Genomic DNA, 17,355 nt, shown 5'->3' on the forward strand with positions numbered 1-17,355 from the left:
GGTCGGGGCCCTGTGACCCCGATTCTTCCCTCCTCCGCTCAGTCGCTGCGCTCCTTCGCTCCGTCGGTCCAGAATCGGGGGCGGGCCCCGACCACGGATATCGACCATCCGGAATAGACGGAAGGTGCATGCTGTCGTGCGCCTTGACCAGCTTGGGGAGGCTCACATCACTGCAAGTGCTCAATGGTCACCGTTCTCTGGACTGTCTGCTGCACGCGCTCAGTCGCTGCGCTCCGTCGCTCCGTCGCTCCAGAACCGGGGGCGGGCCCCGACCACGGATATCGACCATCCGGCGGGGCCGGAAGGACGGGTGGAGAGCATGTGCCTCGGCAAACCTGGCTGGGCTCATGTCACTGCAAGTGCTCGATGGTCGCCGATCGATGGCCGGCCGGCCGCACGTCGAGCCGTGCGACGATGAATATATGTCGCCGGACAGCCCGCCACGCCTACCCGATGTTCTGGCCGATCCGTCGTGGCGGCCCAGTCCGCGCGCGAAGGCACTGTGGACCGTGCAGATCGTGCTGTCGTGGCTCGGTGTATTCGCCGTATTGCTCGGGTGGGTCGTCTTCGACCCCGATCGCCGGACGTGGCAGGCGGCGGTGGCGGTGGTCGCGGTACTGACGGCCACGCTCACCGCGATCGTGGTGCCCCGATGGCGGTATCGGGTCCACCGCTGGGAGGTTACCGACGACGCCGTCTACTCCCGATCGGGCTGGCTGACCCAGGAGAGCCGGGTCGCGCCGATCTCCCGGGTGCAGACCGTGGACACCGAACGCGGCCCGTTGGAACGCATCCTCGATCTGTCGACGGTCACGGTGACCACGGCCTCGTCCGCGGGTGCGGTGCACATCAGCCTGCTGGACCGCGCGGTGGCCGAGCAGACGGTGACCCGGTTGACCGAGATCGCGGCGCGTCATCGCGGGGACGCCACATGACGGGACCGCGTCCGGCGGGCGGGCCCGGCCCGGCCGCCGAGCCGGAGGCCCTCGTTCCCGGCGACGACGAGCCGTGGCTACGCCTGGATCGCCGGATGCTGCTGGTCCATCCGATCCAGGAGATCGTGAAGTTCCTCCCCGCCGTGATCGGCGCGGTCGTCCTGGGCGTCAGTTCCGGTAATCCGCTCTACAGTCTGCTGGGCCTGGTATTCGTGGTCCCGTACGCGCTCACCCTGTGGTTCACCACCACCTACCGGGTCGGACCGACCCATGTCGAACTGCGTACCGGTTTGATCCGGCGGAAACGACTGGCGGTGCCGCGGGCGCGAATCCGGTCGGTGGATATCGAGGCCGACCCGCTGCACCGGATCCTCGGCCTGGCCGTGGTGGTGATCGGCACCGGCCAGGAAGCCGAGGCCGGCGACCGATTCGAACTGGACGCACTCGCCACCGGACACGTCCGGCCGCTGCGCGCCGAACTGCTGGCCCATACCCGTACCCTGCCTACCGCTGCCGGCGATCCCGCTCCGGCCGGGCTCCCCTCCGGCCCGGGCACCGGGCCGGAGGTCCTCGCGGCCGAGCGGGGTGCAGAGATCGGCCACTGGCAGCCGGGCTGGGTCCGGTACGCGCCGCTGTCGCTGACCGGTTTCGCGATCGCCGCCTCGGCCCTCGGCCTGGCCGCCCAGTTCGGATTCGGTGCCGCCGAGCTCAGCATCGGCCACGACACCGTCGACACCGTGCGCGGTTTCGGGGTCCTGTCGCTGCTACTGGTCGGCCTCGCGACGCTGCTCGCCCTGGTGGTCGTCGTCAGCGTGGCGGCGTGCGCGCACTACCTCGCTACGTACTACGGACTCCGCGTCACCGATCACGGCAACACCTTGCAGATCCGCCGCGGACTGTTCACACTGCGCCGGATCACCCTCGATACCGCACGATTACGCGGCGCCACCCTCCGCGAACCGCTCTTGCTGCGTCTCGCCGGAGCCGCGCAACTGGAAGCCGTGATGACCGGGGAGAACCCGCGCCAGAAGATCCTGCCGCAATCCCCCCGCGCGGCGGTAGAACGAACCCTGGCCCGGCTGCTGAGTCCACACCGGAACGCGAACCCCTCCGCGACAGCGCCACGACCGGCCGCTCTCGCCGATATCCCGTTGACCCGGCACGGTCCGGCCGCCCGGCGCCGCCGATACGTCCGCGCCTGCTGGCCTGTTCCGCTCACCGCGGGGGTCCTGCTCCTCGTGACCGCGGCGGACTGGCAGGTCCCGGTGTGGTGGTGGCTGCTGCCGGCCGGTTTGGCGCCGGTCTGCGCACTGCTCGCCGAGGACCGCTACCGCGGCCTAGGGCACGCGGTCGTCCCCGCCACGGCCGGCTCCCCCACCTGGCTGGTCGTCCGTTCCGGCTCCCTCGACCGCGAACGCACCTGCCTCGAAGCACCCGGCATCATCGGCTGGAATGTGCGGCAGACCTTCTGGCAACGCCGAGCCGGCCTGGCCACGGTCGGCGCCGCCACGGCAGCGGGTAAGAAGCTGTATCTCGTCCAGGACATCCCGCAGGATCGCGCCTGGGCGGTATTGGATCGCGTCGCCGCCGGCGTCGCGGGACGAGGCCCGGCCACGGACGCCCACCATCCGGAATAGGCGGACGGTGGGCAGGGAACCGTAGTACGCCGATGTCAGGTCTGGCAGTGGCAGGTGGCGGACTCCCGCAGATCGGGTTCGTCGGCTACCACGCGCAGGCCGGGACGGGTGTCCGGACTGGCGTGATCGCCCATCCACGACAGCAGGGACCACCGGGACAGGCCGGACAGGGCCGAGCCGAGACTCAGGAAGGACCCGCTGGAGATCACCGAGCCGAACGATCCGATGGACCCGATCGACAGCACCGACCCCACGCTTCCGATGGACAGAATCGAATACGCGGAGCCGATGGACAGGATCGACCCTTCGGAGCGGATCGACAGAATCGACCGTGACGAGCGCCGGCTCCGAAGGCCGGACTCGCGCGAACTCTCGACAGTCGCCATCAACCCGGTCTACCACAGCCGGGCGCCGGGCGCGGCACCCACGAGCCGACGCTCCGGCGCCGGCCGCATCCTCGGAAGAAGACGTGGGTTAACCCACTGTTCGCGCTTGCGCTATGCGGTCGGCCGTCCATGGGTCGGCGACCGCGATCCCGATCCGGGCCGACCGACGGGAGGGAGGGCTCTCGGGGTTTCGAGTGCCGCCCACCCGCCGGAGGCGGGGCCGCTGGTCAGCCGACGGTGAAGAATCCGATGGTCGGCATGAAAGTGCAGCTGCGGGCCTCGGTTTCGGTGGCCTGAGTGGTGAGTCCACCGCCGATCACCGCGACGATACGGCCGGTGCCGGTGTTCGCGATGGCCGACAGGGTGGCCGGGCCGTCCGGGTTGATCTTGGCCGCATCGGTCAGCGGCTGCGAGCCCGCCTCACCGGTGTCCAGGTTCCGCCACTGCACCGTCATCGGCTGCGCCTGTTCGGCCGTCGGGCGTTCGGTGCCCAGCGCGGTGAACACGAAACCGGTCTGGCCGGCGGCAGGACCGGGCGGCGGCAGCTGCGCCGGACCGGGCACCGCGAGAGCCGTACCGACCGAATCGCCGGACGGGGCGATGCAACCCTGACCGATGGTCGGGTAGAGGAACTGAGCGATCGCCGGCCCGGATTCGGGGATCTCGGGGCCACCGCCGCCACTGCCGTCGAGGAACGTGATGACCCGTTCCAGCGTGGATTTGATCTGCGGGGGCAGATTCACCGCGGCCAGCAGCGCGCGGGCCTGGGACAGGATGGCCTCCTGCGGGCTGCCCGGCGCGGCGATGTCCTTGGCCGCCGGGGCCGGTGCGTTGATGATGGCCGGGGCCAGGGCGGCGAGAACGTCGACGGGAACCCCTTCGGGGACCATCGGGACGCTGCTCACCGACGCCTCGGTGGCCGGAGCCGCGACGGCCGTCGCGGGCGCCACGAGGGAGGCGCCCGCCGCCATGGCGAGCGCGGACATTGCGATCCGCGATCCTCGGGTGCGAAGCACTGGTCTAGCCGTCCTTACCTCGGGTACATCTGGGCGACGCTGAAAAGCCGTCGTTTCGGGGTCACTCTAAGGACACTGACGCGCGTTGTACAGCACCGGGGTAGGGATTGCGAGCCCCATTTGGCTGTGCTACTGAACAGTAGCGGGTAACGGGAGTGACCGGTGTGAAAAATGAGGCGGATGTGCACTCGTGACTCATCGGTTGCTCGATGGTTACCGGACCCCGTGCGCACTGTTTGCCGCCCACCGCGCAGAGCGCGCGCAAGGCTCGCGTCCGCCCGGAAACCGGTGGGGTTAATGTATTCCGGGCCGGAAAACCGGCGACGCGCCCAACAGCACCGGGTCCGGCCGCCGGCCCGGACCGACTCGAAAGCTCGTGTATTGACTCAGCCCAGCGGCGCCCGGACCGACATTCGGGGGTTCGTACCGTTTCGCCTGGCCCTGGTGGCGCTCGGGATCACCGTACTGGCGCGGCTGCTGTGGATGCTGCTGACCCCGAACGGGATGAATCTGGTCGACCTGCACGTCTACGTCGACGGGTCGGCGGCCCTGCTCACCGACCATCTCTACGATTTCACCTACGCCGAGAAGACACCGGATTTCCCGCTGCCCTTCACGTACCCGCCGTTCGCCGCGGTGGTGTTCTTCCCGCTGCACTTCCTGCCCTTCACCGTGGTCGCGATGCTGTGGCTGTTCGCCATCGTCGCGGCGTTGTACTGGGTGGTGCGGATCGCGTTCGAGCTGATGCTGGGACGGGACGCCCTGCGCGAAGCGCGGTGGCGTACCGCGATGGTGGCATGGACGGCGGTGGGCCTCTGGTTCGAGCCGGTACGCACCACGATCGATTACGGCCAGGTCAATGTCTTCCTGATGCTCGGTGTGATGATCGCGATCCGCAGTTCCCGGTGGTGGCTGTCGGGAACCCTGGTGGGCGCGGTCGCGGGGATCAAACTGACGCCCGCGATCAGCGGCCTCTATTTCGTGGCGCGGCGCCGCTGGGCCGCCGCCGCCTGGTCGGCGGTGGTGTTCGGCCTGACCGTGGCGGCCAGTTTCCTGATCAATCCGGAGGAGACCCGGCGCTATTTCGGCACCCTGCTCGGCGACGCCGACCGGATCGGGCCGGTGGGCTCGGTGTGGAACCAGTCACTGCGCGGCGCGCTGAGCCGGCTGCTGGGCAGCGATGTGGGGACCGGGCCGTGGTGGATTGCCGGGGTCGCGGTGGCGGCGGCGCTGGGGTGGTGGGCGTGGCGGGCGCTGCGCCGCGACGATCTGCTGGGCACCGTGCTGATCGTGCAGTTGTTCGGGCTGCTGGTTTCGCCCATCTCCTGGTCGCACCATTGGGGCTGGCTGCTGCCGACCGTCCTCTGGTTGCTCTACGGGCCGTACCGGGCCGTGCCCGGCGCGAAGATACTGGCCGGATATTGGCTGGTGGCGACGCTGATCGGCGCGCCGTGGGTGCTCTCGTTCCTGCAGGATTCGATCTGGACCATCTCCCGCTGGGGGGTGTGGTCCTGGCTCGGCACGGTGTACGTGGCCGGTGCGCTGGTCTGCTACGGCTGGATCGCCTGGGCGGGCCGGAGCGCCTCCCGGACCGCTACGGCGCCAGCCGATCTATCTCCCGGGCCAGCGCCACGTCCCGTGCCGTGAGCCCGCCCGCGGAATGTGTGGACAGGGTGAAGGTGACCTTGCGCCACCGGATATCCATATCGGGATGGTGATTCGCCGATTCGGCGATATCGGCCACCTGCCGGACGAGCTCTATTCCGGCGGGAAAGGTGGCCGCCTCGACGGTGCGGGTCAGCGCGTCACCGGCCCGGTTCCACTCCGGCAGGGTTTCCAGGGCCGCCGTGATCTCGGATTCGGAGAGCAGTGTTGTGGTCATACCGCGGACATACCCCGCCACCACATTTCCACAACCGCGCTCCCTCAGGCGGCGCGCGCCTTCTTCAGGCCCTTCTTCAGTTCTTTACCGGAGGCGCCCGTGGCCTCCAGGCGCTTCATCCGCATGATGACCACAGGGCATTTCACACAGCGCGTCTTCTTACGACAGCACTTCTTCTTCGGCTTGAGGCTCGAAACCTCGCTCGCCTTGACCTTGCCCATGCGGGTTAGCATACCCTTACCTCTGGGCGGCGCCAGCAGGCCATCGAGTTCCCGGTAGGGTGTAACCGGCCCAGATGCCCGGCGAGTTCGAACCTCCCTCTGGCAGGGTCCGGCCGCAAGCAACAGTTAACAGCAGGAGGAACCGGCGTGTCGTCTGCACGCGATTTTCGCAACGTCGCCATCGTGGCCCACGTCGACCACGGTAAGACGACGCTCGTCGACGCCATGCTGCGGCAGTCCGGCGCATTCGCCGAACGGGCCGAACCGGTCGACCGGGTGATGGATTCCGGCGATCTGGAGCGCGAGAAGGGCATCACCATTCTCGCCAAGAACACCGCCGTGCACCGGCACCATCCGGACGGCGGCGTCACCGTCATCAATGTCATCGACACGCCGGGTCACGCCGACTTCGGTGGGGAGGTGGAACGCGGCCTGTCCATGGTCGACGGTGTGGTGCTGCTGGTCGACGCCTCGGAGGGCCCGCTCCCGCAGACCCGGTTCGTGCTGCGCAAGGCGCTGGCGTCCTGCCTGCCGGTGATCCTGGTGGTCAACAAGACCGACCGGCCCGACGCGCGGATCGCCGAGGTGGTCGAGGAGAGCCACGATCTGCTGCTGGACCTGGCGTCCGATCTGGACGACGACGCCGCGGAAGCGGCCGAACTCGCCCTCGACCTGCCGGTGCTCTACGCCTCCGGTCGCGCGGGCAAGGCGTCCAAGGAACAGCCGCAGAACGGCGAGGTACCGAACGCGGAGAACCTGGACGCGCTGTTCGACGTCCTGCTGGAGAACATTCCCGCCCCCAAGGGCGACGCGTCCGCGCCGCTGCAGGCCCATGTGACCAACCTCGACGCCTCGGCCTTCCTCGGCCGGCTCGCGCTGGTGCGTATCCACAACGGTGAGCTCCGCAAGGGGCAGAACGTGGCATGGATGCACGCCGACGGCGTGAAGAGCGTCAAGATCACCGAACTGCTGCAGACGATCGGCGTCGAACGGCAGCCGGGTGAGGTCGCGGTGGCCGGCGATATCGTCGCCGTTGCCGGTATCCCCGACATCATGATCGGCGACACCCTCGCCGACCCGGACGAGCCCGTCGCGCTGCCGCGCATCACGGTGGACGAACCGGCCATCTCGGTGGTGATCGGTACCAACACCTCACCGCTGGTCGGCCGGGTCCAGGGACACAAGCTCACCGCCCGCATGGTGAAGTCGCGGCTCGACCAGGAACTGGTGGGCAATGTCTCACTGCGGGTGCTCGATATCGGCCGCCCGGACGCCTGGGAGGTCCAGGGCCGCGGCGAGCTCGCGCTGGCGATCCTGGTCGAGCAGATGCGACGTGAGGGTTTCGAGCTGACCGTCGGCAAACCGCAGGTGGTGACCCGGCAGGTCGACGGCAAGGTGCACGAGCCCTACGAAGAGCTCACCATCGACTGCCCCGACGAGTACCTCGGCGCCATCACTCAGCTGCTGGCCGCGCGCAAGGGCAAGATGGTGCAGATGAACAACCACGCCGCCGGCTGGGTGCGGATGGAGTTCATCGTGCCCTCGCGCGGTCTGATCGGTTTCCGTACCGACTTCCTGACCGAGACCCGGGGCACCGGTATCGCCAACGCCGTCTCCCACGGGTACGCGCCGTGGGCCGGTGAGATCCGGGCCCGGCACACCGGTTCGCTGGTGTCCGACCGCTCCGGGTCGGTCACCCCCTTCGCCATGATCCAGCTCGCCGACCGCGGGCAGTTCTTCGTCGAGCCGGGCGCGGAAACCTACGAGGGCATGGTCGTCGGGATCAATCCGCGCGCCGAGGATCTCGATATCAACGTGACCAAGGAGAAGAAGCTCACCAATATGCGCTCCTCCACCGCCGATGTGATGGAGACGCTGGCCAAGCCGCTGCAGCTCGATCTGGAAATGGCCATGGAATTCTGCGCCGCCGATGAATGCGTCGAGGTGACGCCGGAGTTCGTGCGGGTACGCAAAGTCACCCTGGCCGCCAACGAGCGGGCCCGGGAGCTGTCGCGCCGCAAGGCGCGCGACCGGGCCGCGCTGTAAGCGGTTTCGCCCCGGACGGGCCGGCACGGGTTTGGGTAGAGTGCCGAACGTGATTTCGGGGAGGCGCGCGGTGTGGCGCGGGCTGCTGGTGCTCATGGCGGTGCTCGTTCCGGTGCTGGCCGGATGCACTGCCGACCCGCCGCCGCCCATCGCCAGTACGGACAGCCCGAAGACCGAACCGGCGCAGCCGACCAAGAACACGGTGGTGGTCGCCATCGACGACATCGGGATCGGTTTCAACCCGCATCTGCGGTCGAACCAGTCCCCGGCGACCGCCGCGGTGGCGGCCATGGTGCTGCCGAGTCCGTTCCGGCCCACGCCCGACCCGGCTCTGCCCGGTGGCACGCTGTGGGTTCCGGATACGGCGCTGGTCGATTCGGCGACGGTGACCGCCGCGGCTCCGTTCACCGTCACCTATACGCTGAAGGACCAGGCGAACTGGTCCGACGGCGCCCCCATCGCGGCCGAGGATTTCCACTACCTGTGGCAGCAGATGATCACGCAGCCGGGTGTGATCGACCCGGCCGGGTACCGTCTCATCTCCGACGTCCGTTCCTCGGGCGGCGGTAAAGCGGTTTCCGTGGTGTTCGACAAGCCCTATCCGGCCTGGCCGCAATTGTTCGCGAACCTGTTGCCGTCGCATCTGATGAAGGATTCGCCGGGCGGTTTCCAGCGGACGCTGGTCGAGCAGATACCGGTCTCCGGCGGGAACTTCACCATCGAATCCGCCGATCCCGGTCGCGACGAGATCCTGCTGGAACGCAACGACCGCTACTGGGGCACCCCGGCCCGCCCCGACCAGATCCTGCTGCGCCGCGGCGGCACCCCCGCCCAGCTGGCGGATTCACTGCGCACCGGCGACACCCAGATGGCACTGGTGCACGGCGGAGTCGCCACCCAGGCCCAGCTGGCCGCGATCCCGTCGGTACGCACCGCGATCATGCCGCAATCCCGGCAACTCCGGCTCACCCTCAACGGACGCGAAGGGGTGCTCGGCGACCACCGGGTCCGGACCGCGGTCCTCGCGCTGCTCGATCCCGCGCTGCTGGCCACGGTCGGCGCGCAGACCGGTAACTGGGTGGAACCGGTGCGCGCGCAGGTGCTCTCCCCCTCCGATCCCGGCTACACGCCGACCGAACCACCGCGCCTCGACCCCGACCAGGCGTTCGGCCTGCTGGCCGAGGCCGGATTCGGCCGCGCCCCGGAGCCGCCCCCGGTCTCGGCGACCTCCCCGGCCCCGCGGCCCCGCTCGCTGGCGCGCAACGGCGAACCGCTGGTGCTGCGGATCGGCGCGGTGACCGGCGACGATACCGCTCTGGCGGTGGCCAATACCGCGGCCGACCAGCTGCGCAGCGCCGGAATCGACGCGTCGGTGCTCAATCTGGCGGCCGACGAACTGTACGGCAAAGGCCTGGTGGAGAATTCCATCGACGCGGTGGTGGGCTGGGAGGCGACCGGCGGTGATCCCGCTACCGCGCTGGCCTCTCGCTACGGCTGTCCACCCGTGGCGCCCGTCACACCCACGACCGATGGTGAACAGACCGAGGTTCCGGCCGCCGTGGAGGCGGCGCGCCGGGCGCCGAGCAATCTGTCCGGTATCTGCGATCCGCAGTTCCAGCCGTCCATCGACGGCGCGCTGCACGGCGTGGAAGTACCGCGCACTCTCGGCGAAGCCGAACCCCGGCTGTGGGGTGCGTCCACGGTACTGCCGATCGTGCAGGACAACGTGGTGGCCGCGGCCGGTCCCTCGGTGGACGGGGCGTCGCTGAGCGGAGCGATCCAGGCCGGGATATTCGGCGACGCGGCGATGTGGCGGCGCGTCCCGTGACCGGTCCCGGGGACGGCCGTACGGGCGGGTTGCTACTGGTCCACGCCCACCCCGACGACGAAACCATCACCACCGGGGGCACGATCGCCCACTACCGGCGTCTCGGTGTCCCGGTGACGGTGGTGACCTGCACTCTCGGCGAAGAGGGCGAGGTGATGGGCGACCGATGGGCCGGCCTGACCGCCGACCGCGCGGATCAACTGGGCGGGTACCGGATCGGTGAACTCACTCGCGCCCTGGCCGAACTCGGTGCCGGACCGCCGTACTTCCTGGGCGGCGCCGGCCGCTGGCGCGATTCCGGTATGGCCGGGACTCCGGCGGCGCGGCATCCACGTGCCTTCATCGAGTCCGGTCCGGCGGCGGTCCGGGCGCTCACCGAGGTGATCCTCGACCTGCGGCCCCGGGTGGTGGTGACCTACGACCCGCGCGGCGGCTACGGTCACCCGGACCATATCCGTGCCCACCGGGTGACCACCGAAGCCGTCGAGGCCGCGGCCGGCCAGGGCTGGGACACGCCCAAGTTCTACTGGACCGTGACCGACGCCGACATCCTGCGCGACCATCTGCGGGCGCTGGCCCGCCGCACGGTGGACGGCCTGCCCGGCGCGCTCCCCCCCGGCTGGCGGCTGCCGGCCGAGGACGAGTTGGCGTGCGTACCGAGTAATTCGGTGACCACGGCAATCGATGTCACCGAATCGCTGCCCCGGAAACGCGCCGCGCTGCGCGCCCACGCCACCCAGCTCACGGTCGCGCCGTCGGGCCGGGAATTCGCGTTGACCAATATGATCGCCCAGCCGGTCCTGCCGGAGGAGCACTACATTCTGGTCCGCGGTCGGGCCTGGGCGGGCGGGCCGGATGGCCGGGAAGACGATCTCTTCGCCGGTTCGCTGTAACCGAGCGGCGCCCCCGCGCCAATAGACTCGTCACTATGCAGCACTCGGAATCGGAGAGCGGGACCGGCCGCACAGCGACCGCCCGACGGTCTTCGGCGACCCGGTCGCACGGATGACCGCCGCCGTGGACGATCGGGCCGGTGCGGATTCCCGCGCCCGCGGGACCGCACTGGCGACCGCGGCACTCGGCCCGGTGCTGATCGCGGTCCTGATCGTGGACGCGGTGATCACCTTGGCGTTGGAGGTGCTCTACCTGCCCTTTTATCTCGGCAGCGTCGCCGTACCGGTGGCCGCACTGATCGCCGCGCCGGTGAATGTGGCCCTGGTGTGGGCGGCCGCCACGGTGACCACCCGGCCGACCGTGCTGTTCCTGCCGATCGCCGCCTGGCTGGGTGCCTTCCTGATCGCGGCGAGCCGGGGCCCCGGCGGGGATGTCCCGCTGCGCAGCGATCTGCCGACGCTGGTGCTGTTCCTCTGCGGGGCGGTGGCGCCGCTGGTCTACCTGTACATGGCCGCCAACCGGACGAAACGCCCGGCGGGCTGACCGGTCCGCCGGGCGGCGGTGGTCACCAGGCTCCGTACTCCGCGGCGAGGATATCGTTCACGTCCACGCCCACCCCGTCGACCGTGCGGTCGTCGATCTCGAACTGGTGCAGATGCGCGGCCGGATGGACGTACCCCGGCGCGGTCCCCCAATCGTGCTGCCAGAACCACCCACCCACCCCCGCCGTCCGGGCCAGATCGATGGTGGGCGCATTGGCGTAGACGCCGGTGTTCTCCCGGCCGATCACCGCCTGCCAGCCGAGCAGATACGGCAGGATCATGGTGACGAATTCCACGGGATCGGGGTTGTCGTCGATGGAGGCATAGATCGGCCGGTTGTCCGGTCCCCCGGCGGCGCGGTGCAGCGCCAGCCCGCGCTCGGCGTGCCGACGACCCGCGTCGTATCCGCCGCGCCAGTCGGCGGTGGGCCCTTTGCCGAACTGGTAGCAGGACACGATGGCCAGTCCGGCGGCCCGCAGATCCTCGACTTCCCCGGCGAGCAGCGGTTTCCCGGCCATCCATTCCGCTCCCGGCCGACGATCGGACACATACCGGATGACCCCGGTGTGCCCGGCCGCCTTGATGGCCGCCGCGGACGGCACCCCTCCCGCGTAATCGAGCAGGGTCCCGAGTGAAGCCGCACCGGCGCGGGGAGTTCCGAAGGCCGACCCCACCGCGCCCGCGGCGACGGCGGCGGCCGTGTATCCGAGCAGAGCCCGGCGAGACAGTGCAGAAACCATCGAGACTCCTTCGCACACCCCGGGTGGACAGCAACGGCGTGCCCGGCGCACCTTTCCTATCAGCACTGCGTGCGCCGGGAGCCTCGAACGTGGGGTCATTCCACCACATGCACACCCGAATCACCACGACCACCGACCGCACGCGCCGCCGAAGGCGGCGCCGAATCAGAGCAGCCGGTCTATGCGTTCGCCTACATCGAGGGTTCGCATGGCCGGGTCGGCGAGTTCGGTGCGTACGACCCTGACCACCTGCGCGACGATCTGCTTCTTGATGCCCGCCAGGACGCCGAGGACGGCGGCGCGCATGCCCTGGGCCGCGTATTCGAGGCGGACGTTCTCCCGTTCCGGCGGGTCGACCTCCACCACGATGAGCAGGGGGTCGGCGGCGTGCGCGGTGAGTTGCAGGGGGATCTCCACGTCGGCGCGGTAGTGGTTGTCCTTGAGCACGCTGACCGTGATGTCGAGGGTGACCGGGACGGTCAGGTCGAAGCGGACCAGCGCCGGATCGTCGTCGGCCGTGGCGGTCTCGGGTACCCGGTCGGTCAATGCAGGACGGCCCACCTCGCCGCGCACAGTGACCTCGGCCGCCGCCCGGGGGCCGGCGCGCAGCGGGCCGATCTCGATCTGCCGGTCGGCGAGCTGGGTGACGAATTGCTCGAGCCGGCCCCGGGTGACGATGCGCGGGAAGAACCGCCGCCCGAATTCGGCGTAGTCGATCCAGTCGAAGCGGGTGCGGGTGCGGTGCGGGGAGCGTTCGCGGGCGACGATGGCCTCGATATCGTAGATCCGGCTGCGCATCACGCCCGGATCGCGCAACATACCGTTCACCCGATTCGCGACCTCGCGTTGCAGCAGCCCGGCGATCGGGTCGAGTAGCCATTCGGCCACCGAGTCGGCGGCGGACAGGCGGAGCAGCACACTCACATCCGCGGGCTCGACCCGCGGGATATCGATCACGACGAGCAGCGGGTCGGCGGTGCGGGCGTGGAAGGTGAGACCGATGGATACCACCGTCTCCGACCGCAGGGGTTTGCCGGCGAGCAGGATCTTGGCCCGCAGGGATACCGGGATCCGCACGTCGAAGGCGACTTCGGAGCCGCGGCGCACCACCACGGGACGGTCGATCCGGCCCTCGGCGAGGAACCCGGCGAGTCCGGCGGGCACCAGATTGACCGGGCCGATGGTCAGCCCGCGCCCGGTGATGCCGGCGACCGCCTTCTCGATCCGCCGCTCGGTCACCGCGTGGGTGACGAACCGCCTGCCGAACTCGGCGTAGTCGATCCACCCCGGGTCGCCTACCTCGATCGGTTCCATGAGTCGTTCACACCACCTCTACCTCCACCGATTAACTCTTCTCCACGGCTGAATCCGGGAGATTTCCAGCTCGGACCGCACCACGGACCGCCCCGGCGGGAGGCCGATGATGTCTTACGTCGTCAACACCGACACGGTCGAGTTCTACCGTGGCCGCCAGGATCACATAGGCGGCGTTGCGGTCTCGGTCTGCGGTGTGACCACAAGCCTCACACCGGAAGACACGCACATCCAACGCGAGCCACTGCTCGGCTCTCGCACCACAGCTCGCGCAGGTCATCGTCGTATAGGCGGGCGGAACCAACACCACCTTCCGCCCCGCCCGCATGGCACGTCCGATCAGCTCGCGCTTCGCCGCACCGATCGCGGCGTCCGCCGCTTTCCGCGCCATACTGCTGCGGGCCAGGAACCTGGGTTCGAAATCCTCGACCGCGATCGTCTGATGATCGGCGACCACACGCCGAGCCCACACGCGCGCAGCGTGAGTGTTCTGCCGGGTCGCTTTCTTGTGCAGGCGGGCGGCTTCACGCCGCGCCCGCTGGTAACCATTGCTCGGGGTGTGACCTCGCGGGCGTCGGCGACGGGCCATCTTGCGTTGCGCCCGGGCGAGTTCGGCGGCACAACGACGTCGGTATCCCGAGTATGATTCGAGTGCGCGCACCGCTTGGGCGCCTGGGCGCAGCCGGTAGGTGTAGCGCACGATCTCATGCACGCCGACCATTATGCAGCAGCAGGCATTTTTGTCGTTCTCCTGGGCGAGACGAGGTCGAGCAACAACGTCGTCTATCACTGCACCTACCACGTTGTGTGGTACCCGAAGTCCACCGGAAGGTCATCAGCGGCGCAGCGATGAACGCCTGCACCGAACGAGGCCCCCGCTTATCGAGCTGGAAACAATGCCCGACCGTGCACCCGCTCGTCTCATGCGATCTGCAGTTCGGAATCTATCAGCTGGGCGAGCGGATCAAAGCCCGATCCTCCCGGGTACTGCGCACCGAGTTCCCCTCACTCGAATCCCGCTTGCCCACCCTATGGACCGACTCATACTTCGGCGCCACAGTCGGCGGCGCGACACTGGAAGTTGTGAAACCCTTTGTCGAAGACCAGAAGAAGGCTTGACCCCGATTCCTCCTGAAGGCGAGGCTTTCCTCAGGGCTCATCCGATGAAGGGGTCGATCCGGCACGCCCGTCACCACCCGGGCGACAGCCGCCCGTAACCGACGATATGGATATCGGGGACGGCGGCGGGGTCCCAGCGTTCGATACCGACCGCGTCGTCCTCGTTACCGCCGATCGTGGTGAGGGTGCCGTGGTCCGCGGCCAGCACGATGTTGGTGTGCTGGCCGAATCTGCTCTCCGGGCTGTAGAGGATCACATCACCGGTGACCGGCCGGTATCCCGACCCGGCGGCTGCGAAGCGGCCCGAAGTCTCGTAATACTCCTGCAGGGTGTAGACGCCGGGGATCCGCCACGATCCCGAGTTCGGGTTGGCCAGCGGCAGCCCGGCCGCACGCATCACCCAGCTCACGAAGTTGGCGCACCACGGTTCGGTATTGCCCTCGGAGTAGCCCGCTCCCTCGCGAGGATCGGCGAATTCGGTCGCCGCGGCGTCGACGACCCGCGCCTGGGCGGCGGTGAGTGTGGCCCGGTCGATCACCGGGAAGGAGGTCAGCTGCTCGCCGACGAGTCCCTCGGAGGAACCGGAGAAGAACGAACAGCCACACAGACACAGCGCGGCGGCCACCAGCAGGAGCGCGATGCCGCGCACCGGCTTTCTCCGCGCGCGTACCTGTTCCGAAGATTCGACCATTCCACACCCGTGCCTCGGCAGAACTTTCCGGTGATCGACCGGCGCCGTCCAGCATGCCCGTTCGCGCGGGCGATGCCGAACGATTTTCGGCGGTGGGGTCACCGGGGGTCGGCGGCTGCCGTTCGCATGGGGATGAGGGCGGTGAGCGCGATGGCGACGCAGGCGGCGGTGGTCGAGATGAGGAAGGCGGTGTGGAAGGCGTCTCGTGCGGACAACTGCCGGTCGCCCAGGGTGATGGTCATATCGGCCAGGACCGCGCTCAGTGGTGTCCAGGAGGGTGGGCAGGCTCGGGATGAGCGGAACGACCAGAGTCTGCATGAGTGAGACGACGATGCCGATGGTGCTCAGGGTGGCCACCAGCACTGTCGGCGAGGTCCGGGGCCGATCGCGTTCGCCGGATCTGGAAGGGTCGTCGGCCACGGCAGTCACGCATATGTACGTTACATAGCCTGTGTATGGTGCACAATTTTGTATTCGGGCGAAACAGACGACATAGTGTCCGAATGTCCGATTCGGCTGCACCGCTCGCCGCCTCCGCGGCGGACCGCCGGGACCCCGCCGTCCTGGCGCGGCTCGTCCTGGAACTGAACCTGCTGTCCCGGCAGTATCCGGCCGCCCGCCGGAATTCGCCGTTCCAGCTGGACAGATCCGCGTACCTGATCCTCACCCGGCTGCGTCTCGGCGATCCGCTGTCCCTGCGCGAACTGGCCGAAGCGTTCGGTCTCGATGTGTCCACGGTGAACCGCCAGGTGGCCGCCATGCTCGACCAGGAGCTGGTGGAGCGGGTACCGGACCCGGAAGGCGGCGTCGCCCGTAAGGTCCGGCCCAGCGAGAAAGGGCTCCGGCTGTTCGAAGCCGATCTGGCCCTGCAACGCCGCGGGGTCGGCTCCGTGCTCACCGATTGGCCCGACGAGGAGGTCGAGCAATTGGCCCGGCTCCTGGAGCGGTTCAACGAAGGGGTCGAAGAGCTGGCCCGCCATCCCTGGCCGCGCCCCCACCGGACCACCGGTTCCCCGGTCCACTGACCGAGAACCCGGTGGTCACCCGGTGCTCTCCGGCAGCCGGTACCGTTGAGCCATGATCACGCTCAAAAAGGAAGACGGCGCAGCGGATCTTGCGGGGATCGCCAAGCTGAGTGTCGGTGTCAGCTGGGACCCGTCCGCGGGCGCCAGCGGTGGCGCGCTGGGCTGGGCGCGCCGCAAGAAAGGTGTCGACCTCGACCTGATCGCCATCCTCATGCAGGGCAGCGAACCCGTCCGTTTCGCCGGACTGGATTCGCTGGACCCGCTGGGCAACGGCTCGGTCCAGCACTCCGGCGACGAACAGACCGGTTCGGCCGCCGGTGACGACGAAACCGTCCATGTCACTTTCGCCGAGGTCCCCGGCGGTATCGACGCCATCGTCTTCGTCGCGGCGGCCTTCAAGAAGGGCTCCTCGTTCGAGAAGGCGAACAACATCTCGTTCAAGGTCTACGACGCCACCGGCGGCAGCAGCCAGCAGGTGGCCGATATCTGGCCGTCGCTGCTGGGCAGCGACAATGCCAACGCGGTGGCCCGCGCCTTCCGCAACGGTGACGTCTGGCAGCTCGAGGTGCTCAACCGCAAAGGCAAGATCAAGCAGGGTGACAAGCAGGCGCTGCTGCGGTTCGCTCTGGGCGGCGGCGGTTCCTGACCCTGCCGGACGTGATCAGCCCGCCGCCCAGCCGGACCAGCGCGCGATATCGAGCGCGATGACCGGTCCGGGCGGCGGCTCCGTCACATAGACGGGATAACGGGCGGTCAGGTGGGTCAGGCCCTGCCGCGCCTCGTCGCCCGTCACGATGCGCGCCCTCCCGTCGGCGCGCACCCACCACAGGCGGGTCCAGTCCTCGTCGTAGAAATCGGCCAGTACGGCGATCTCCGGGTTCGCCTCGATATTGGCCAGCCGGCGCAGGGCGGTGGTCGACTTCGGTTTGGCATCGACCGCGGTGTACACGATCTCGCCGACCAGCGCGAACACGATCGGGACGAGATGCGGTGCCCCCGCGGTGGTCACCGTCGCGAGCCGGGCGACCCGGGCTTCGGCGAAGCGCGTCCGCGCCCGGTCACGGTCCAGTCGCATATCT

Annotated in this window: 19 protein-coding genes and 1 pseudogene; 10 read left to right on the forward strand and 10 right to left on the reverse strand. The window is 69.0% G+C overall.

The window, feature by feature from the left end; genetic code table 11:
- Positions 1-422: 422 nt before the first annotated feature.
- Together AB0H42_RS28730 and AB0H42_RS28735 are read left to right on the forward strand one after the other, a co-directional pair.
- The gene (locus AB0H42_RS28730; protein ID WP_356991675.1) at positions 423-935 is read left to right on the forward strand and encodes a PH domain-containing protein; all 513 of its coding nucleotides are present in this window, start codon (positions 423-425) and stop codon (positions 933-935) included.
- Positions 932-2,572: a PH domain-containing protein gene (locus AB0H42_RS28735; protein ID WP_357061661.1), complete on the forward strand. Its 1,641-nt coding sequence runs from the start codon at positions 932-934 to the stop codon at positions 2,570-2,572. Before AB0H42_RS28730 ends, AB0H42_RS28735 begins: the two co-directional genes overlap by 4 nt.
- A gap of 35 nt (positions 2,573-2,607) precedes the next feature.
- Here AB0H42_RS28735 and AB0H42_RS28740 read toward each other — a convergent pair whose 3' ends face one another.
- Together AB0H42_RS28740 and AB0H42_RS28745 are read right to left on the reverse strand one after the other, a co-directional pair.
- Complete coding sequence (locus AB0H42_RS28740) at positions 2,608-2,958, reverse strand: hypothetical protein (protein WP_357061664.1); 351 nt, start codon at positions 2,956-2,958, stop codon at positions 2,608-2,610.
- 227 nt (positions 2,959-3,185) lie between these two features.
- Positions 3,186-3,944 carry a hypothetical protein gene (locus AB0H42_RS28745; protein WP_357061666.1) on the reverse strand — a complete coding sequence of 253 codons (759 nt, stop codon included), beginning with the start codon at positions 3,942-3,944 and terminating at the stop codon, positions 3,186-3,188.
- 513 nt (positions 3,945-4,457) lie between these two features.
- On the opposite strand from AB0H42_RS28745, the gene AB0H42_RS28750 reads away from it, so the two are divergent.
- The gene (locus AB0H42_RS28750; protein ID WP_357061838.1) at positions 4,458-5,621 is read left to right on the forward strand and encodes a mannosyltransferase; all 1,164 of its coding nucleotides are present in this window, start codon (positions 4,458-4,460) and stop codon (positions 5,619-5,621) included.
- Here the strand turns inward: AB0H42_RS28750 and AB0H42_RS28755 are convergent.
- Together AB0H42_RS28755 and AB0H42_RS28760 are read right to left on the reverse strand one after the other, a co-directional pair.
- Positions 5,569-5,856, reverse strand: a complete 288-nt coding sequence (locus AB0H42_RS28755; protein WP_357061669.1) for a 4a-hydroxytetrahydrobiopterin dehydratase — start codon at positions 5,854-5,856, stop codon at positions 5,569-5,571. The two genes, AB0H42_RS28750 and AB0H42_RS28755, sit on opposite strands and share 53 nt — an antisense overlap.
- Positions 5,857-5,900: 44 nt before the next feature.
- The gene (locus tag AB0H42_RS28760) at positions 5,901-6,077 is read right to left on the reverse strand and encodes a hypothetical protein (protein WP_168165626.1); all 177 of its coding nucleotides are present in this window, start codon (positions 6,075-6,077) and stop codon (positions 5,901-5,903) included.
- 147 nt (positions 6,078-6,224) lie between these two features.
- Here AB0H42_RS28760 and typA point away from each other — a divergent pair, with 147 nt between their 5' ends.
- The 4 genes from typA to AB0H42_RS28780 all read left to right on the forward strand — a co-directional run bounded on the left by typA (position 6,225) and on the right by AB0H42_RS28780 (position 11,388).
- On the forward strand, positions 6,225-8,123 hold the full coding sequence (typA, locus tag AB0H42_RS28765) for a translational GTPase TypA (protein ID WP_357061671.1): 1,899 nt from the start codon (positions 6,225-6,227) through the stop codon (positions 8,121-8,123).
- Positions 8,124-8,217: 94 nt separating this feature from the next.
- Complete coding sequence (locus AB0H42_RS28770; protein ID WP_357061841.1) at positions 8,218-9,951, forward strand: ABC transporter family substrate-binding protein; 1,734 nt, start codon at positions 8,218-8,220, stop codon at positions 9,949-9,951.
- Positions 9,948-10,844, forward strand: coding sequence for an N-acetyl-1-D-myo-inositol-2-amino-2-deoxy-alpha-D-glucopyranoside deacetylase (mshB, locus tag AB0H42_RS28775; RefSeq protein ID WP_357061673.1), 897 nt, complete (start codon positions 9,948-9,950; stop codon positions 10,842-10,844). The genes AB0H42_RS28770 and mshB overlap by 4 nt, the downstream gene beginning before the upstream one ends.
- A gap of 112 nt (positions 10,845-10,956) precedes the next feature.
- Complete coding sequence (locus AB0H42_RS28780; protein ID WP_357061675.1) at positions 10,957-11,388, forward strand: hypothetical protein; 432 nt, start codon at positions 10,957-10,959, stop codon at positions 11,386-11,388.
- A 22-nt stretch (positions 11,389-11,410) separates the two neighbouring features.
- Here the strand turns inward: AB0H42_RS28780 and AB0H42_RS28785 are convergent, their stop codons facing one another.
- The 3 genes from AB0H42_RS28785 to AB0H42_RS28795 all read right to left on the reverse strand — a co-directional run bounded on the left by AB0H42_RS28785 (position 11,411) and on the right by AB0H42_RS28795 (position 14,162).
- Positions 11,411-12,127: a DUF1906 domain-containing protein gene (locus AB0H42_RS28785; protein WP_357061677.1), complete on the reverse strand. Its 717-nt coding sequence runs from the start codon at positions 12,125-12,127 to the stop codon at positions 11,411-11,413.
- A 165-nt stretch (positions 12,128-12,292) separates the two neighbouring features.
- Positions 12,293-13,441, reverse strand: a complete 1,149-nt coding sequence (locus tag AB0H42_RS28790) for a hypothetical protein (RefSeq protein ID WP_357061680.1) — start codon at positions 13,439-13,441, stop codon at positions 12,293-12,295.
- A gap of 31 nt (positions 13,442-13,472) precedes the next feature.
- Complete coding sequence (locus tag AB0H42_RS28795; protein WP_357061682.1) at positions 13,473-14,162, reverse strand: transposase; 690 nt, start codon at positions 14,160-14,162, stop codon at positions 13,473-13,475.
- On the opposite strand from AB0H42_RS28795, the pseudogene tnpA reads away from it, so the two are divergent.
- Positions 14,148-14,560: pseudogene (tnpA, locus tag AB0H42_RS28800) on the forward strand (IS200/IS605 family transposase). The gene AB0H42_RS28795 and the pseudogene tnpA sit on opposite strands and share 15 nt — an antisense overlap.
- Before the next feature lie 70 nt (positions 14,561-14,630).
- Here tnpA and AB0H42_RS28805 read toward each other — a convergent pair.
- Both AB0H42_RS28805 and AB0H42_RS28810 read right to left on the reverse strand, forming a co-directional pair.
- Positions 14,631-15,251, reverse strand: coding sequence for a CHAP domain-containing protein (locus tag AB0H42_RS28805; protein ID WP_357061685.1), 621 nt, complete (start codon positions 15,249-15,251; stop codon positions 14,631-14,633).
- A gap of 98 nt (positions 15,252-15,349) precedes the next feature.
- On the reverse strand, positions 15,350-15,493 hold the full coding sequence (locus AB0H42_RS28810) for a hypothetical protein (protein ID WP_357061688.1): 144 nt from the start codon (positions 15,491-15,493) through the stop codon (positions 15,350-15,352).
- Positions 15,494-15,754: 261 nt separating this feature from the next.
- Here AB0H42_RS28810 and AB0H42_RS28815 point away from each other — a divergent pair, with 261 nt between their 5' ends.
- Positions 15,755-16,276 carry a MarR family winged helix-turn-helix transcriptional regulator gene (locus AB0H42_RS28815; protein ID WP_357061691.1) on the forward strand — a complete coding sequence of 174 codons (522 nt, stop codon included), beginning with the start codon at positions 15,755-15,757 and terminating at the stop codon, positions 16,274-16,276.
- A gap of 52 nt (positions 16,277-16,328) precedes the next feature.
- A complete protein-coding gene (locus AB0H42_RS28820) occupies positions 16,329-16,922 on the forward strand; it encodes a TerD family protein (protein WP_357061694.1) in 594 nt (197 codons plus the stop codon).
- Between the two features lie 15 nt (positions 16,923-16,937).
- On the opposite strand, the gene AB0H42_RS28825 is transcribed toward AB0H42_RS28820, so the two are convergent.
- Entirely contained in the window at positions 16,938-17,351 is a 414-nt protein-coding gene (locus AB0H42_RS28825) for a TIGR03668 family PPOX class F420-dependent oxidoreductase (RefSeq protein WP_357061697.1), read from the reverse strand.
- Between the last annotated feature and the right edge of the window lie 4 nt (positions 17,352-17,355).

Origin of the sequence: Nocardia sp. NPDC050799 (assembly GCF_040654015.1) — a bacterium.
GTDB lineage: Bacteria > Actinomycetota > Actinomycetes > Mycobacteriales > Mycobacteriaceae > Nocardia.

Coding starts and splice junctions, on each gene's coding strand:
- AB0H42_RS28730 (WP_356991675.1), top strand. CDS start 423: ATGTCGCCGGACAGCCCGCCACGCCTACCCGATGTTCTGGCCGATCCG.
- AB0H42_RS28735 (WP_357061661.1), top strand. CDS start 932: ATGACGGGACCGCGTCCGGCGGGCGGGCCCGGCCCGGCCGCCGAGCCG.
- AB0H42_RS28740 (WP_357061664.1), bottom strand. CDS start 2,958: ATGGCGACTGTCGAGAGTTCGCGCGAGTCCGGCCTTCGGAGCCGGCGC.
- AB0H42_RS28745 (WP_357061666.1), bottom strand. CDS start 3,944: ATGTCCGCGCTCGCCATGGCGGCGGGCGCCTCCCTCGTGGCGCCCGCG.
- AB0H42_RS28750 (WP_357061838.1), top strand. CDS start 4,458: ATGCTGCTGACCCCGAACGGGATGAATCTGGTCGACCTGCACGTCTAC.
- AB0H42_RS28755 (WP_357061669.1), bottom strand. CDS start 5,856: ATGACCACAACACTGCTCTCCGAATCCGAGATCACGGCGGCCCTGGAA.
- AB0H42_RS28760 (WP_168165626.1), bottom strand. CDS start 6,077: ATGGGCAAGGTCAAGGCGAGCGAGGTTTCGAGCCTCAAGCCGAAGAAG.
- AB0H42_RS28770 (WP_357061841.1), top strand. CDS start 8,218: ATGGCGGTGCTCGTTCCGGTGCTGGCCGGATGCACTGCCGACCCGCCG.
- AB0H42_RS28780 (WP_357061675.1), top strand. CDS start 10,957: ATGACCGCCGCCGTGGACGATCGGGCCGGTGCGGATTCCCGCGCCCGC.
- AB0H42_RS28785 (WP_357061677.1), bottom strand. CDS start 12,127: ATGGTTTCTGCACTGTCTCGCCGGGCTCTGCTCGGATACACGGCCGCC.
- AB0H42_RS28790 (WP_357061680.1), bottom strand. CDS start 13,441: ATGGAACCGATCGAGGTAGGCGACCCGGGGTGGATCGACTACGCCGAG.
- AB0H42_RS28795 (WP_357061682.1), bottom strand. CDS start 14,162: ATGGTCGGCGTGCATGAGATCGTGCGCTACACCTACCGGCTGCGCCCA.
- AB0H42_RS28805 (WP_357061685.1), bottom strand. CDS start 15,251: ATGGTCGAATCTTCGGAACAGGTACGCGCGCGGAGAAAGCCGGTGCGC.
- AB0H42_RS28810 (WP_357061688.1), bottom strand. CDS start 15,493: ATGACCATCACCCTGGGCGACCGGCAGTTGTCCGCACGAGACGCCTTC.
- AB0H42_RS28815 (WP_357061691.1), top strand. CDS start 15,755: ATGTCCGATTCGGCTGCACCGCTCGCCGCCTCCGCGGCGGACCGCCGG.
- AB0H42_RS28820 (WP_357061694.1), top strand. CDS start 16,329: ATGATCACGCTCAAAAAGGAAGACGGCGCAGCGGATCTTGCGGGGATC.
- AB0H42_RS28825 (WP_357061697.1), bottom strand. CDS start 17,351: ATGCGACTGGACCGTGACCGGGCGCGGACGCGCTTCGCCGAAGCCCGG.